General features: G+C 72.2%; 12 protein-coding genes and 1 pseudogene. 7 read left to right on the top strand and 6 right to left on the bottom strand.

What is annotated here, in order from left to right; translation table 11 throughout:
• Positions 1–59 precede the first annotated feature (59 nt).
• The 3 genes from ACWD10_RS35030 (at position 60) to ACWD10_RS35020 (ending at position 4,281) form a co-directional block, all read left to right on the top strand.
• Entirely contained in the window at positions 60–1,280 is a 1,221-nt protein-coding gene (locus tag ACWD10_RS35030) for an FAD-dependent oxidoreductase (protein ID WP_451097730.1), read from the top strand.
• Between the two features lie 209 nt (positions 1,281–1,489).
• On the top strand, positions 1,490–2,494 hold the full coding sequence (locus ACWD10_RS35025; protein WP_451097729.1) for a zinc-binding dehydrogenase: 1,005 nt from the start codon (positions 1,490–1,492) through the stop codon (positions 2,492–2,494).
• Between the two features lie 104 nt (positions 2,495–2,598).
• Positions 2,599–4,281 (top strand): MFS transporter, encoded by a 1,683-nt coding sequence (locus tag ACWD10_RS35020; protein ID WP_451097728.1) that lies wholly within the window; start codon positions 2,599–2,601, stop codon positions 4,279–4,281.
• Positions 4,282–4,361: 80 nt separating this feature from the next.
• Here ACWD10_RS35020 and ACWD10_RS35015 read toward each other — a convergent pair whose 3' ends face one another.
• The 3 genes from ACWD10_RS35015 to ACWD10_RS35005 are packed head-to-tail and all read right to left on the bottom strand — an operon-like array spanning position 4,362 to position 6,734.
• Positions 4,362–4,859, bottom strand: coding sequence for a hypothetical protein (locus tag ACWD10_RS35015; protein ID WP_451097727.1), 498 nt, complete (start codon positions 4,857–4,859; stop codon positions 4,362–4,364).
• Between the two features lie 55 nt (positions 4,860–4,914).
• Complete coding sequence (locus ACWD10_RS35010; protein WP_451097726.1) at positions 4,915–5,553, bottom strand: response regulator; 639 nt, start codon at positions 5,551–5,553, stop codon at positions 4,915–4,917.
• A complete protein-coding gene (locus ACWD10_RS35005) occupies positions 5,550–6,734 on the bottom strand; it encodes a sensor histidine kinase (RefSeq protein ID WP_451097725.1) in 1,185 nt (394 codons plus the stop codon). The genes ACWD10_RS35010 and ACWD10_RS35005 overlap by 4 nt, the downstream gene beginning before the upstream one ends.
• Before the next feature lie 197 nt (positions 6,735–6,931).
• On the opposite strand from ACWD10_RS35005, the gene ACWD10_RS35000 reads away from it, so the two are divergent.
• Together ACWD10_RS35000 and ACWD10_RS34995 are read left to right on the top strand one after the other, a co-directional pair.
• Positions 6,932–7,495 (top strand): GlcG/HbpS family heme-binding protein, encoded by a 564-nt coding sequence (locus tag ACWD10_RS35000; RefSeq protein ID WP_451097724.1) that lies wholly within the window; start codon positions 6,932–6,934, stop codon positions 7,493–7,495.
• 91 nt (positions 7,496–7,586) lie between these two features.
• Complete coding sequence (locus ACWD10_RS34995; RefSeq protein ID WP_451097723.1) at positions 7,587–9,050, top strand: M1 family metallopeptidase; 1,464 nt, start codon at positions 7,587–7,589, stop codon at positions 9,048–9,050.
• A gap of 168 nt (positions 9,051–9,218) precedes the next feature.
• Here the strand turns inward: ACWD10_RS34995 and ACWD10_RS34990 are convergent, their stop codons facing one another.
• The 3 genes from ACWD10_RS34990 to ACWD10_RS34980 form a co-directional block, all read right to left on the bottom strand.
• Positions 9,219–10,598: an SMI1/KNR4 family protein gene (locus tag ACWD10_RS34990; protein WP_451097722.1), complete on the bottom strand. Its 1,380-nt coding sequence runs from the start codon at positions 10,596–10,598 to the stop codon at positions 9,219–9,221.
• Between the two features lie 109 nt (positions 10,599–10,707).
• Positions 10,708–11,220: a GNAT family N-acetyltransferase gene (locus tag ACWD10_RS34985; RefSeq protein WP_451097721.1), complete on the bottom strand. Its 513-nt coding sequence runs from the start codon at positions 11,218–11,220 to the stop codon at positions 10,708–10,710.
• Between the two features lie 210 nt (positions 11,221–11,430).
• Positions 11,431–12,006 carry a TerD family protein gene (locus tag ACWD10_RS34980; protein WP_451097720.1) on the bottom strand — a complete coding sequence of 192 codons (576 nt, stop codon included), beginning with the start codon at positions 12,004–12,006 and terminating at the stop codon, positions 11,431–11,433.
• Positions 12,007–12,323: 317 nt separating this feature from the next.
• Here ACWD10_RS34980 and ACWD10_RS34975 point away from each other — a divergent pair.
• Positions 12,324–13,253 (top strand): annotated as a pseudogene (locus tag ACWD10_RS34975) (ROK family protein); the annotation flags it as partial.
• A 400-nt stretch (positions 13,254–13,653) separates the two neighbouring features.
• Entirely contained in the window at positions 13,654–14,823 is a 1,170-nt protein-coding gene (gene nagA / locus ACWD10_RS34970) for an N-acetylglucosamine-6-phosphate deacetylase (RefSeq protein WP_451097719.1), read from the top strand.
• Positions 14,824–14,946 lie beyond the last annotated feature (123 nt).

Raw genomic sequence — 14,946 nt, 5'->3', positions numbered from 1 at the left:
CGGTACCTGTGAGACGTAGAGACAGACATAGAGACAGACGTAGCGGAGGAGACGCAGTCATGTCGCAGCCGTACCGCATCACCGTTGTCGGCGGCGGGTTCGCCGGGCTGACCGCGGCCATCACCGCCGCCGAGGCGGGTGCCGACGTCACCCTGTACGAGTCCCACCGGGAGCTCGGCGGCCGCGCCCGCACCACAGTGACCGGCCCCTACCGCACCAACGAAGGGCCGCACGCCCTCTACAACGGCGGCCCCCACTGGGCCTGGCTGGCGCAGCGCGGTCTCATCGGTTCGCTCGCCAAGCTGCCGTTGCGCGAGCTCACGCGGGCACAGGTGCGGCACGGCGGCCGACTGCGCCGGGTGCCGCCGCTCGGCATGCTGAAGCTGCTGCTCCGCAAGGCCGAACAGGCGCCCGTGGACCGGGACTTCTTCAGCTGGGCGGCCGGTGAGGTAGGCGAGGAGGGGGCGCGTGCGGCGGCGCACTACGTCGCCGTGGGGCTGTTCCACCACGACCCCGGCTCGCTCTCCGCCGCGTTTGTGCACGAGCGGCTGCGGCGTACCACCAAGCTGCCTCCGGAGGCGCACTATCTGCGCGGCGGCTGGGGCGGCCTCGTGGAGCGGATGGCCGGGCACGCCCGGAACCTGGGGGTCCGGATCGAGACCGGGGCGCGCGTGGACGCGCCGCCGGAGGACGGGCCCGTGGTCGTCGCTACCTCGCTCGCCGCGGCCCGGCGACTGCTCGACGACGCGTCCCTGCGCTGGGAGAGCGGCCGCACGGTCCTGGTCGACCTGGCGGTACGGGCCCGGCGCGGGGACCTGTTCATCGTCTCCGACCTGGACGCGCCGGGCTGGATCGAGCGGTTCTCGGCCGCCGATCCCACCCTCGCGCCGCGCGGCGAGCAACTGATCCAAGGGCAGGTGCCGATCGGCCCGGACGAGCCGCGCGACGCCGGTGAGCGGCGCGCCGATGACCTCCTCGACCTGGGGTTCCCCGGCTGGCGCGAGCGCACCGTCTGGCGGCGCACGGCGCTCGCGGACGGCCGCAGCGGCGCCCTCGACCTGCCGGGCGCGACCTGGCGGGACCGACCGGCCGTCGACCGGGGCGACGGGGTCTTCCTCGCGGGCGACCAGGTGGCGGCGCCCGGCGTGCTGGCGGAGGTCTCCTTCAACAGCGCGGTGATGGCGGCGACGCTCGCGGTGCGGGCGGCCAAGGAGACCAACAAGGCCAACAAGGCCAACAAGGCGAGTAAGGCCAACAAGGTCAGCACGCCGTTGACTTGAACCTAGGTTCAAGTTGCAGTCTGGCTGCCTCATCCCGGTCCACGCCGTGTGCGGACCACGAGGTGTGCGGGCCACGCCGTAAGTGGTTCACACCGTCTTCGGTTCACACCGTCTTCGATCCATGCCGCATACGGTCCATGCCGCATTCGGTCCATGCCACATGCGGTGCCCGCCGAATCCGGGTTTACGCAGCCAAGGGAGCCGCCGCCATGCACGCCATCCGCCAGTACGCCTTCGGTCCGGCCGAGAACCTCGTGTACGAGGACGTCAAGGATCCCGAGCCCGGCCCGGGTCAGTTCCGTATCGCCGTCGCGGCGTCCGGCGTACACCTCCTGGACACCGTGATTCGCGCGGGCATGCAAGGCCCGTTGCCCGAACTGCCCGCGCTGCCGACCATTCCCGGCCGCGAGGTCGCCGGTGTCGTCGACGCGGTCGGGGAGGGCGCCGACCCCGCCTGGCTCGGCCGCCGCGTCGTCACCCACCTCGGCTTCGCGCCCGGCGGCTACGCCGAACTGGTCACCGTCGACGCGGACCGGCCACACGAGATCCCGCCCGGGCTCGACCCGGCCACTGCCGTCGCCATGATCGGCACCGGGCGCACCACCCTCGGCATCCTGCGCTTCGCGGAGCTGGACGCGGATTCCGTGGCGATCGTCCCCGCGGCCGCGGGCGGCATCGGCACGCTCCTCGTGCAGTACGCCAAGAATGCCGGGGCCACCGTCATCGGCCTCGCGGGCGGCCCCGAGAAGACCGCCCGCGTACGGGCCAACGGGGCCGACCTCGCCCTCGACTACACCGACCCCGCGTGGCCCGACCTGATCCGCGGGCGGTACGGGGACCGCCCGGCCACCGTCCTCTTCGACGGCGTCGGCGGCGACGCCGCGCGCACCGCCGTCGACCTGCTCGCCCCCGGCGGTACGCACCTCGTCTTCGGCTGGTCCGGCAAGGGCCTGCACGACGGAGAACCCCTCACCATCCCCGAGGCCGAACTGGCCGCACGCGGCATCGAGTCCATCCAGGTCCTCGGGCCCGCGATGCTCGCCAAGGCGGGCGGCGACAACCCGCTGCGCACCCTGGAGGGCGAGGCCCTCGCGGAGGCGGCGGCAGGACGCCTGCGGCCCGCGGTAACGCGCTTCCCGCTGGCGGAAGCGGCCGCGGCCCATCGCGCACTCGAGTCGCGAGGGACGGTCGGCAAGGTGGTTCTGGAGCCGTAGCCGTGAGCGGTGCGGTGTGTGCCACTCACCCCCCACCACTCACCACCCATCACCCATCACCGGAACCCGGGCAATCCACCCCTACCTATGCTGTTCTGGAAGTTATGAGTACTCCCTCCGACGGGCCGATACCGACCGACGGGCGGCCCCTGCCGACGGCGGCCACCGCCGCTCCCGCAACGCCCGTCGCCCCGCCCGATCCCCGCCGCTGGTGGGGCCTGGTCGTCATCGCGTTGGCCCAGCTCATGGTCGTACTCGACGCGACGATCGTGAACATCGCGCTCCCCTCCGCCCAACGCGACCTCGGGATGTCCGACGGCAACCGGCAGTGGGTCATCACCGCCTACACCCTCGCCTTCGGTGGCCTTCTGCTGCTCGGCGGCCGTATCGCCGATCTCGTCGGCCGGAAGCGGACCTTCGTCATCGGCCTCATCGGCTTCGCCGGGGCGTCCGCGCTCGGCGGTGCCGCCGCCGGGCCCGGCATGCTCTTCGGGGCCCGCGCGCTACAGGGCATCTTCGCCGCCGTACTGTCCCCGTCCGCGCTCTCGCTGCTCACCACGACGTTCACGGACCCGAAGGAGCGCGGCAAGGCGTTCGGCATCTATGGCGCCATGGCGGGCGGCGGCTCCGCGATCGGACTGCTCGCGGGCGGGCTGCTCACCGAATACCTGAACTGGCGCTGGTGCCTGTACGTCAATGTCCCGATCGCCCTGATCGCCGTGCTCGGTGGCCTCACGATGCTCCGAGACCGGCCGGGCCACGCGGGCGCCCGGCTCGACGTGCCCGGCGTCCTCCTTGGCTGCGGCGGCCTGGTCGCTCTCGTGTACGCGTGCAGCGAGGCCGAACCCCGCGGCTGGACCGACCCGCTCGTCCTCACCCTGTTCGCTGTCGCCGTCGTCCTCCTCTCCGCCTTCGTGTGGTGGCAGAAGCGGGCCCCGAAACCGCTCCTGCCGCTGCACATCCTCAGGGACCGCAACCGCGCGGGCTGCTTCCTGACGATGGGCCTGGCCACCATCGGCATGTTCGCCGTGTTCCTCTTCCTCACCTACTACATGCAGCTCGTCCTGGGGTATTCGCCGATCAGGACCGGGCTCGCCTTCCTGCCCATGACGGCTGCCATCATCACCGGCTCCACACAGGTGGCGGCCCGCCTTCTGCACCATGTCCCGCCACGCGCCCTGATGGCGCCGGGCATGCTGACCGCCGCGCTGGGCCTGACCCTGCTCACCAGGCTCACCCCCGACGGTGGCTACGCCTCCCACGTCCTGCCCGGAATGCTGCTCGCCGGCTTCGGCATGGGCCTGACTTTCATGCCGGTCTTCGCCACCGCCACCGCGGGCATCGCGCCCCAGGACGCCGGGGTGACCTCCGCGACCGTCAACACCGCGCAGCAGGTGGGCGGTTCCATCGGCACGGCCCTCCTCAACACCATCGCCACCACCACGACGACCACGTACGTCGCCACGCACCTGCGCGACCCTGCCGACCGCGCCGAGGTGGTCCGCGAAGGCGTCGTACACGGCTTCACCGTGGCCATCTGGTGGGCAGCCGGAATCATCCTGCTCGGCAGCTTGGTAGCGGCCCTGATGGTGACGGCCCGCGCCCCCAAACACACCCCCAGCGAACCACCCCCGGGCGCCGCCCTCGGACCAGGACCACCCCCTGGGCTGGGCCCGGGACCGGCACCCGGACTGGGATCCGGACTGGGATCCGGACCGGCGTCCGGGCCAGGGCCAGGGGCCGGGCCGGATACCTCTCCCCGCCCCGGCCCGACGAGATCACCGTGAACCCCGTCCGACGAGATCACCGTGAACCCCGTCCGACGAAGAACCGCGTGGCTCCCGGGACTTGGGACCCGGGAAGAGACTCACACCCGCGGAAACCGAGCCTGCAGCTCCCAGATCGCGGGATTGTCGAGCAGGTCCTCATGCAGATCGCCCAGATCCGCGATCAGGTCATGCAGGAAGTCCCGGGCTTCCCGGCGCAGTTCGGCGTACGGGAAGGAGAGCGGCGGCTCGTCCGCGGGCTGCCACTCCGCCTCGATATCCACCCAGCCGAACCGCCGCTCGAAGAGCAGCCGGTCCGAGGATTCGGTGAAGTCGAGCTCGGCGTGCTGCGGCCGGGCGGCACGGCTGCCCAGCGGGTCCCGGTCGAGCAGCTCGACGATGTCGCACAGCGCCCACGCGAAGTCGAGCACCGGCACCCATCCCCAGGCTGTGGACAGCTCCCGGTCCTTCTGGGTGTCCGCGAGATAGACGTCACCGCAGAACAGGTCGTGCCGCAGGGCCTGCCGGTCCGCACGGCGGTAGTCGGTCTGCGGCGGGTCGGGGAAGCGGTTGGAGAGGGCGTAGCCGATGTCGAGCACGCCCGTGATGGTGTCATGGCGGCCCGCGCCCACTCACCGCAGCAGTCTTCTCGGCTCACGGCAACAACCTCCTTTCCTTGGCCACCGCCACCGCTCCCGCCCGCGTCTCCACGCCCAACTTCTCGTAGATCCGGCCGAGATGGGTCTTCACCGTGGCCTCGCTGATGAACAGGGCGCGGGCGATCTCCCGGTTGCTCAAGCCCCGGGCGAGCTGGCCCAGAATGTCCCGCTCGCGGCTGGTCAGCTCCGGCCGCGGGCTGCGCATCTGGGCCATGACACGGCTGGCGACCGGTGGCGACAGCGCCGTACGTCCCTGCGCCGCCGAGTGGATCGCCGCGAACAACTCCTCCGGCCGCTCCGCCTTCAGGAGATAGCCCGTCGCGCCCGCCTCGATGGCGCGGGTGACATCCGCGTCGGTGTCGTACGTCGTCAGGACCAGGACATGCACTTCGGTGGCCGCGATGCGCCGGGTGGCCTCCACGCCGTCCATCCCGGGGCCCAGCTGGAGATCCATCAGGACCACGTCCGGGGTCAGCTTCGCGGCGAGCGCGACCGCCTCCTCGCCGGTTCCGGCCTCGCCGACGACCTCGATGTCCGGGGCACTGCCGAGCAGGGCGAGCAGCCCGGCGCGTACGACGGTGTGGTCGTCGCAGAGCAGGACGCGCACCGGACTGGTCGATTCCGGGGTGGTCATGGGCGGGGCTCCAGGGGTATCGCGACGGAGAGCACCGTGCCCTCGCCGGGCGCGGACTCCACGGTCAGGGTGCCGCCCAGCTGGGCGACCCGGGCGCGGATGGCGGGCAGACCGTGCCCGCGTATCCCGTCCGGCGAGGTGGGTATCGTGGTCGGGTCGAAGCCGCGCCCGTCGTCCGCGATGTCGAGGACGACCTGGTCCTCGAAGTGGACGAGGGTGAGCTGCGCGGTGGCCGCACCGGAGTGCTCGCGTATGTTGGCCAGCGCGCCCTGCGCGATGCGGAGCAGCGCCGACTGCACCCGCTCGGGCAGCGGCGGCTCGCCGCCCGTCGCCCCTTCTCCTCCGGTGTCCCCTTCGACCCGGCAGCGCACCGTGAGCCCGCCGCCCGACTCCCGCTCCGCGAGCGCCCGCAGGGCGGACCCGAGCCCGCCGCCCCCGGCCAGGTCCGCCGGGGCCAGGTCGTGCACAAAGCGGCGGGCCTCGGCGAGGTTGCGTTCCGCAAAGGACTCGGCCGTCCGGACGTGGGCCCGGGCCGCCGCCGGGTCCGTGTCCCACACCCGGTCCGCGGCCTGGAGCAGCATCTGCTGGCTGGACAGGCCCTGGGCAAGGGTGTCGTGGATGTCCATGGCGAGGCGCTGCCGCTCGGCGAGCGTGCCCTCGCGGCGCTCGGTGGCGGCGAGCCGCGCACCCTGCTCCCGCATCCGCTCCGCCTGGTGCCGCATGTGCACGAAGACGGTGACGGCGATGGCCGCGACCGCGGGCGGCGCGAACACCAGATTCGGGTCGAAGCCGTCCGCGAGCCGGAGTTGGGCGGCCACCACGAACGCGGTGAGCCCCACGACCAGGAAGAACGCGGGCCGGTCGGGCAGCGTGCGCAGGCCCGTATAGAGCAGGGGCACCGCGCACCAGGCGAAGCTGGGCGCGAGCTCCACCAGGACCATCCACGTGACGACCACCGCGCAGAGCCAGAACACGCGCCGCGTCGTGGGCTCGGCGTCCACGCCGCGGGCGGGCCCGCCGAGCACGTAAAGCAGCGCGAGCAGGGCGCTCAGCGTGACGATCCACGTGGTCGTGGGGGAGCCGGGGTGCCGGATGAGATAGCGGGCCAGGGACGCGCCGAGCAGCACGAAGAACGCGGTGTGCAGCACCGCCGCGAGCCGTCGAGTCCCTTGATCCTCCATTCGCCCATCGTCACCCGCCGCCGCGGCCCCCGCATCAACCGATCGGTCGACCCTCTTGTCGTCCGAGACGCGCGCCGGACAGAGCCGGTACGCCGACAAGGAACGGCAGGTTCCGGGCTGAGGATCGAAAGCGAGCGGCACCGCAGACCATGCGACCGCACCTCACGCTTCATCGCTCCCGAAAGGACCGCACACCCATGAACCTTCGCGCCCGCATCCTCACCGGCACCGCCCTGACCGCGGCCCTCGCCGCCGGCACGTTCGGAGCCGTATCGGCCAACGCCTCCTCGGCCCCGACGTCCGCGGCCCCGGCCAAGGCCCCCGCCGCCGCGACCGCGGACGCCGCGAGCGGCAACCTGCGCAAGACCACCCACCTCACCATCGACGCCGCCACCGAGGCCGCACAGGCCACCCTCGACGCCGCCGAGAAGGACAACCAGCGCGTGACCGTCGCCGTCGTCGACCGGGACGGCAACACGATCGTGACGCTGCGCGGCGACGGCGCGGGCCCGCAGTCCTACGAGTCGGCGGAGAAGAAGGCGTTCACGGCGGTGTCGTGGAACGCCCCGACCTCCGAGCTGGTCAAGCGCCTGGAGCAGGCCCCGAACCTGAAGGACATCCCCGGCACCCTGTTCCTCGCGGGCGGCGCCCCGGTCCAGGCCAAGGGCGCCCCGATCGCGGGCATAGGCGTGGCCGGCGCCCCCAGCGGCGACCTGGACGAGAAGTACGCCCAGGCGGGCGCGGCCACGCTCTCGCGCTGAGCGCCGGCGTGGACGGGGTGCCCCCACGGGGGCGCCCGAGTCGGGTGCTCCCACACTGACCCCGACATCAGGCCCACATAGCATCACCAGGGTGATACGACGACATCTCGCTCACCGCGCGCCCCGGTCCCTGGCCCTCGCCGCGGCCACCGCACTCGTCCTCTCGGCCTGCGGCGACACCGGCGTCCAGGGTGAGCCCGGAGCCGCGGGCGTGCGGGACCCGTACTTCCCGAACCTCGGCAACGGCGGCTACGACGTCACCCACTACGACCTGAAACTCGGCTACTACGCGGATGTGGAGGAGCTGGACGGCGAGGCGGTGATCACGGCTCGCGCCACCCAGGACCTGAGCGCCTTCAACCTGGACCTGGCGGGCCTGGACGTCGAGAAGGTCACGGTCGAGGGCAAGCAGGCCCGCTTCAACCGGGACCGCGACGAACTGACCGTCCGCCCCCGCGACGACCTGCGCGCGGGCGAGACGTTCCGCACCACCGTTCGCTACTCCGGCAAGCCACGCACCATCACCGACAAGGACGGCGCCGAGGAGGGCTGGCTGCCCACCGAGGACGGTGCCGTGGCCCTCGGCGAACCGGCCGGGTCCATGGCCTGGTTCCCCGGCAACCACCACCCCAGTGACAAGGCCGCCTACGACATCGAGATCACCGTCCCGGAGGGCCTGAAGGCCGTCGCCAACGGCGAGTTGACGGACGAGCACCCCGCCGACGACGGCGACGGCACGACGTTCGTCTGGCACAGCGCCCAGCCCATGGCCAGCTATGTGGCGACGGTGGCGATCGGCACGTACGACATCGAGAAAACGGAGGTGAAGAACGCGACACGCAAGGGAGGGCTGCCCGTCTACACGGCGGTGGACCCCTCCCAGACCGAGGCGAGCGAGGACATCCTCGCCGAGCTCCCCGACATCATCGAGTGGCAGGAACTCAACTTCGGCCCCTACCCGTTCTCTTCGGTCGGCGCGATCATCGCCCAGGAGAACGACGCGGGCTACGCCCTGGAGACCCAGACCAAGCCGGTCTACCCGGGCGCCCCGGACACCGAGTTGATGGTGCACGAGCTGGCTCACCAGTGGTTCGGCAATTCCGTGACGCCGAAGACCTGGCAGGACATGTGGCTGAACGAGGGCTTCGCGACCTACGCCGAGTGGCTGTGGAGCGAGGACCAGGACGGCCTCACGGCTCAGGAGATCTTCGACCAGGTGTATGCGGGCAAGGGCGAGTACGTCGAGGACCAGATCGGCGACGCCGGGGCGGTCAGGGAGATCTGGGCCTACCCACCGGCGAAGCCGACCGGGCCCGAGGCCATCTCGGACAGCCCGGTGTACTACCGGGGTGCCATGGTCATCCACAAGATCCGTGAGGCCGTCGGCGACGACACCTTCTACGACATCGTGCAGGGCTGGACGCGGGACCACCGCCACGGCAACGCGGACACCGCGGAGTTCAAGCAGTACGTGGAGAAGAAGGCGGGCAAGGACCTGTCGGCCAAGGTCTGGGACCCGTGGCTGCACGGAGAGGGCAAGCCACGGCGACCGTAGGCAGAGGGGCTGCGGACCGTTGGCCGACGGGCTACGGACCGTAGGTCGACCGGGCTTGGACCGTTGGCCGATGGGCTACGGACCCCGGGGCCGAAACCGGCCTTGGACCGTTGGCCGACCGGCTAGGCGCCTCGGCTGTGTCCGCAAAGTCGCTGACTCGTAGGCCGATTACGTCACGGGGCCGAGGTGGCCTTCGAGGACGGTTCGGGTGATCAGGGGGCGGTGCCAGAGGGCGAGGAGTTCGTTGGCGAGGTCCACGATCGGGAGCAGGGGCGGGTTGCCGTGCACGGTGATGGCCGCGGCCGACAGGCTGCGCGGGACGGCTCCGGCGTCGAGGAGAACGCGCCACTCCTCCGGGCCGAGCTCCAGGAACTCCAGGGGCAGTTCGGCGATCTCCAGTGGGTCGGCGAGCGTCCCGGGGTAGGCGGTGAGGGTCCGGAGGCGGGGTAGCCCGGCGACGGGGGCGAGGCTGAGCGGCGTACCTTCCCATACCCCGATGCAGAGGACCTCCAGGCCGGGGTGGGCGGCGGACTGGACGTCGGGCAGGCTCCGGATGTTGACGTGAGCCACGGCGGGTGGCTGGTTCCAGCCGCGGCCGGGGCGTTCCTTCGGGCTCTGGTTCAGTACGAGGTCGGTGAGGGAGTCGGCGATCAGTTCGGCGCCGACGCTCTGCTCGTGGTCGAGCACGATGACCTGCCCGGTGTGGCCGTGCGGGCCCGGTGTCAGGTCGACCGCGAGCCGGTCGCCCCCGCCGGTGTCGCCGAACACGATCCAGCCGGGTGAGCCGACCAGGTCCTGCACCGCGGCGTCGGGCGCGGTGACGGACGCCTCCGTGGCCGCGTGCGACCAGGGGGACGGGCGGGACGACGTGTCGGCGATGTACAGCCCGTCCAAGGAGAGGAGTTCGCAGCCGACCGCCATACAGACGCGTTCCGCCGCGTCGTAGTCGTCGCCCCAGTCCTCCCACCGGGCCCGGGTCACTCGGTAGAGCGCCTTGAGTTCGTCGGGCAGCGCGATGCCGAGGCGCGTCTCCACGGCGGCGATGTCCGTCTCGGTGGCGCCGATGGCGTCGGGGAGCCGCTCGCGCAGCACCCGTTCCAGCGCGGCCGGGTCCGCCGACGGGGCCGGTCCCGCCCCAGGTATGGGGTCGGGCAGTCGGCGCCAGGGTTCGGGGACGGCGTTCTCGACCAGGACGAGCGCGCCCGGGTGCGGGCGGCCGATGCCGGGCTCCACGGCCTGGCCGGGATGGAGCAGGTGGAGCACGGCCCTGCCGGAGGGGGAGAGCTCCGCCGTGAACGAGATGCTGTCGGCGCCGGTGTCCGCGAGTGCGCTCTGCACCCGCTGCACCGCGTCGAACTCGGCCCGCATGTCGTCGACCTGGGCGGCCTGGCCGGGCGGTGGGAAGTGCCGCTGGATCGGCAGGCTCCACGAGCCGCGGCCGATCTGCCCCGCCAGCGGGCTGCCCGAGCCGGTGAGGTGCTCCGCGTTGCCGGACTGAAGGAGCCTCAGCAGTGGCTCCCAGGTGGCGAAGTCATGGATCGGGGTCAACGGGGCGGCCTCCGGTCGTTCCGTGCACGCAGCGGCGTACCTGAATGCAGCGACGTAAAGGAGGTGATTATTACGGCAGATGGCCGCAGGCCGGGCGACCGGGGTCGGGTCAGAGCTCCTTGAGCATCAGCGAGCAGGGCCGCTGCCGCTCCAGGTCCTCGCCCTCGCCGACCAGCGCGTAGCCGAGCCGGGTCCAGAACCACCCGGCCTGGTCGTTCCCCTCCAGGATGGCCAGACGCACTGCTTGCCGCCCCGCGGCCCGGAACCGGTCCTCGACGAGTCCCGCCAACTCCCGTCCCAGTCCGGCCCGTTGACGGCTTCCGTGGACGAGCAGCAGGCCGATCCAAGGGTCCGGGTCCGCCGGGTCCGGGTGCTCGCCGAGCGCGATGGCGAGCCCGACCAGCTCACCGTCCACGCGGGCGAGCAGCACCTCGGCCGAGGGGTGCGCGAGCTCGTCCGCGAGGGCCCGCACGACCTGCGCCTCGGTGATGTGCTCGGGGTCGGGAAAGTCCCCGCTGAGCGCGAAGAACTCCGGGTTGGAGGCGTACACGCCGGTGATCTCGGTGAGCACCGAGCGGGGCAGCGTGCCATCGTCGTCCAGGGCGAGCGGTTCGAGGATCATCCCGGCAGCGTAGGCCCTGTGCCGACAGAGCCTCGCGGCGGGCGGCAACGGAGGGTTCCTGGTGCGCAGGGGCGGGGCCCTGGCGCAACGAGACGGTCCCTGGTGCAACGGGGCAGGCGGGGCCCCGGGGCAGAACCGTGGGCCATTGCGCAAAGGCGCGGGCCCCCAGCCGGTCGGCCAGGGGCCCGCGTGCCGCGGTGGGAGGTCGGCTCAGATGTTGACGCCGAAGTCCTGGGCGATGCCCGCGAGGCCGGAGGCGTAGCCCTGGCCGACGGCGCGGAACTTCCACTCCGCGCCGTTGCGGTAGAGCTCGCCGAAGACCATCGCGGTCTCCGTGGCGGCGTCCTCGCTCAGGTCGTAGCGGGCGATCTCGGTGCCGCCGGCCTGGTTGATGATGCGGATGTACGCGTTGCGCACCTGGCCGAAGTTCTGCGAGCGGGACTCCGCGTCGTAGATGGAGACCGGGAAGACGACCTTGTCGACGTCGGCGGGCAGGCCCGCCAGGTTGACGTTGATCGCCTCGTCGTCGCCCTCGCCCTCGCCGGAGCGGTTGTCACCGGTGTGGACGATGGTCTGGTCCGGCGACTGCTTGTTGTTGAAGAAGACGAAGTGGCCGTCGGTGAAGACCTTGCCGTCGGCCTTGACCGCGATCGCGGAGGCGTCGAGGTCGAAGTCGGTGCCCGTAGTGGTGCGGACGTCCCAGCCGAGGCCCACGGTGACGGCGGTCAGGCCCGGTGCCTCCTTGGTCAGCGAGACGTTGCCGCCCTTGGACAGGCTTACAGCCATGGAAGTCCCTTTCCCCTAGATACATGCGTGCGTGCGGAGTTGGGCTCCCGCACTTCTTGCGGGAGCTCCGGCTCCGTCCGAGACGAAGCTACCGTCACCGGCATTAACGCCGCCGGGGGACCTTCGGTTCCCGGTTCCCGGTTCTGCGCATGGACCCAAGGCCCCGAGCCAAGGACCCAAGACTCCGAGCCAAGGACCCAAGGCTCCGAGCCAAGGCCCCAAGGCCCCGAACGCAAGAACCCAAGACCTCGAGCGCAAGGACCCAAGGCCCCGGAAGTGGACTAGACCTTTCCCGCGCCGCCCGCCACACTGTCCGGGTGAGACATGTCATCGCCCTTGACGTGGGCGGCACCGGGATGAAGGCCGCCCTGGTCGCCGCGGACGGCACCCTGCTGCACGAGGCCCGGCGACCCACCGGCCGGGACCGCGGCCCCGACGCCGTCGTCGACGGCATCCTCGGCTTCGCCGCCGACCTGCGCGCCCACGGCGAGCGGGAGTACGGCGAGAGCGCCGCGGCGGCGGGCGTGGCGGTCCCCGGGATCGTCGACGCCGAGCGTGGCATCGCGGTCTTCGCCGCCAACCTCGGCTGGCGCGACCTGCCCCTGCGCGAGCTGCTCAGCAAGCGGCTCGGCGGCGTTCCGGTGGCGCTCGGCCACGATGTGCGTACCGGCGGCCTCGCGGAGGGGCGGCTCGGCGCGGGCCGGGACGCCGACCGGTTTCTGTTCGTGCCGCTGGGCACAGGCATCGCCGGAGCCATCGGCATCGGCGGGCGGATCGAGCCCGGGGCGCACGGAAGCGCGGGCGAGATCGGTCATGTCGTCGTACGCCCCGACGGGCCGCCCTGCGGCTGCGGCCAGCGCGGTTGCCTGGAGCGGCTCGCCTCCGCCTCGGCCGTCACCGCCGCCTGGGCCGAAGCGAGCGACGACCCCGGGGCGGACGCGGCGGACTGCGCCAAGGCCGTGGACGCGGGCGATCCACGGGCCGCCGCCGTGTGGCGGGAGGCCGTGGGCGCGCTGGCCGACGGGCTGCTCACCGCGGTCACCCTTCTCGACCCGCGCACCCTGATCATCGGTGGCGGACTGGCCGAAGCCGGGGAAACCTTGTTCACACCGCTGCGGGCCGCCGTCGCGGAGCGCATCACCTTCCAGCGGCAGCCCGAGATCGTCCCCGCCGCGCTCGGGGACACCGCCGGCTGCCTGGGCGCGGGCCTGCTCGCCTGGGACCTCGTCGGCCACACCGTCAACGCCCCACCACCGTCCGCACGAACCGCCGCCGTCCCGTCCTCGCGAACCACCCCGGAGCCCGGCTCCGCACCGGCCCCCGAGGAATCCGTCCCGCCTTCCCGATCCACCCCGGAGCCCGGCTCCGCACCGGCCCCCGAGGAATCCGTCCCGTCCTCCCGATCCACCCCGGAGCCCGGCTCCGCACCGGCCCCCGAGGAATCCGTCCCGTCCTTGCGAACCACCCCGGACCGCGCCCCCGAACCGGCCCCCGAACCAGTCCTCGAAGAACCTGCCCCGTCCCTCCGATCCACACCGGACCCCGCCCCCGCACCGGCCCCCGAAGAAACCGCCCCGTCCTCCCGAACCACCCCGGACCCCGCCCCTGACCCCCACCCCGACCCCGCCCCACGGAGGTAACCACCTGATGGCCGCACGCAAGGTACTCACCGGCGCCCGGGTGGTGCTGCCGACCGGAACCGTTCCCGACGGCCGGGTCATCGTCGACGCGTCGGGCCGGATCGCCGGGCACGCCCCCGCCGGGACCCCCGCCCTCGACTTCTCCGGGCACTGGATCGTCCCCGGCTTCGTGGACATCCACAATCACGGTGGCGGCGGCGCCTCCTTCACCTCGGGCACCGCCGAGGACGTGCTCACCGGCGTGCGCACCCACCGCGAGCACGGCACCACCACGCTCGTCGCCTCCACCGTCACCGGCGAGATGGACTTCCTCGCGCACCGGGCCGGTTTCCTCTCCGAGCTGGTCGAGCAGGGCGACCTGGCGGGCATCCACTTCGAGGGCCCGTTCATCGCGCCGTGCCGCAAGGGCGCGCACAGCGAGGAGCTGCTCCGCCACCCTGATCCGTCCGAGGTCCGCAAGCTGATCGACGCCGCTCGCGGCACCGCACGGATGATGACCCTCGCCACCGAGCTCCCCGGCGGCCTGGACTCCGTACGCCTGCTCGCCGAGCACGGTGTGATCGCCGCGATCGGCCACACCGACGCGACGTACGAGCAGACGAGGGCCGCCATCGACGCGGGCGCCACCGTGGCCACGCACCTCTACAACGCGATGCCCGGCCTCGGCCACCGCGCCCCCGGCCCGATCGCCGCGCTCCTCGAAGACGAGCGCGTGACGGTCGAGTTGATCAACGATGGTACGCATCTGCACGCCGCCGCCTTCCAGTTGGCCTTCCACCACGCGGGCCCCGACCGCGTCGCCCTGATCACCGACGCCATGGACGCGGCCGGTTTCGGCGACGGCCGGTACATGCTCGGCCCGCTCGAGGTCGAGGTGAAGGACAGCGTGGCGCGGCTCGTCACCGCCGACGGCGGCGCCGGTTCCATCGCGGGCTCCACGCTCACCCTCGACCGCGCCTTCCAGCGCGCCGCCACCGTGGACAAGCTCCCGGTCGAGGACATCGTCCGCGCCATCTCCGCCAACCCGGCCAAGCTGCTCGGCATCTACGACCGCGTCGGCTCGCTCGAGCCCGGCAAGGACGCCGATCTCGTCGTTCTGGACGCCGAGTTCGCTCTGGTCGGAGTGATGCGCAAGGGCGAGTGGGTGGTTGCGCCCGATGCCGCCCGCCTTGGTTGATTTGCTCATCCGCGGCCGTACGGGAGTCGTACGGAGTTGAGCAGGCGGTTGGCCCGGACCTCTGGGCCAACCGCCTTCTCTTTGGCATGATCGCCCCCGGCGCGCACACAACCGCACGCCCAC

The organism is Streptomyces sp. NPDC002851, assembly GCF_053591935.1.
This window is presented reverse-complemented; position numbering and strand designations above follow the sequence as displayed.

Excerpts from the sequence above, each read along its gene's own strand:
- ACWD10_RS35030 (WP_451097730.1), top strand. The coding sequence starts at position 60 with ATGTCGCAGCCGTACCGCATCACCGTTGTCGGCGGCGGGTTCGCCGGG.
- ACWD10_RS35025 (WP_451097729.1), top strand. The coding sequence starts at position 1,490 with ATGCACGCCATCCGCCAGTACGCCTTCGGTCCGGCCGAGAACCTCGTG.
- ACWD10_RS35020 (WP_451097728.1), top strand. The coding sequence starts at position 2,599 with ATGAGTACTCCCTCCGACGGGCCGATACCGACCGACGGGCGGCCCCTG.
- ACWD10_RS35010 (WP_451097726.1), bottom strand. The coding sequence starts at position 5,553 with ATGACCACCCCGGAATCGACCAGTCCGGTGCGCGTCCTGCTCTGCGAC.
- ACWD10_RS35005 (WP_451097725.1), bottom strand. The coding sequence starts at position 6,734 with ATGGAGGATCAAGGGACTCGACGGCTCGCGGCGGTGCTGCACACCGCG.
- ACWD10_RS35000 (WP_451097724.1), top strand. The coding sequence starts at position 6,932 with ATGAACCTTCGCGCCCGCATCCTCACCGGCACCGCCCTGACCGCGGCC.
- ACWD10_RS34985 (WP_451097721.1), bottom strand. The coding sequence starts at position 11,220 with ATGATCCTCGAACCGCTCGCCCTGGACGACGATGGCACGCTGCCCCGC.
- ACWD10_RS34980 (WP_451097720.1), bottom strand. The coding sequence starts at position 12,006 with ATGGCTGTAAGCCTGTCCAAGGGCGGCAACGTCTCGCTGACCAAGGAG.
- nagA (WP_451097719.1), top strand. The coding sequence starts at position 13,654 with ATGGCCGCACGCAAGGTACTCACCGGCGCCCGGGTGGTGCTGCCGACC.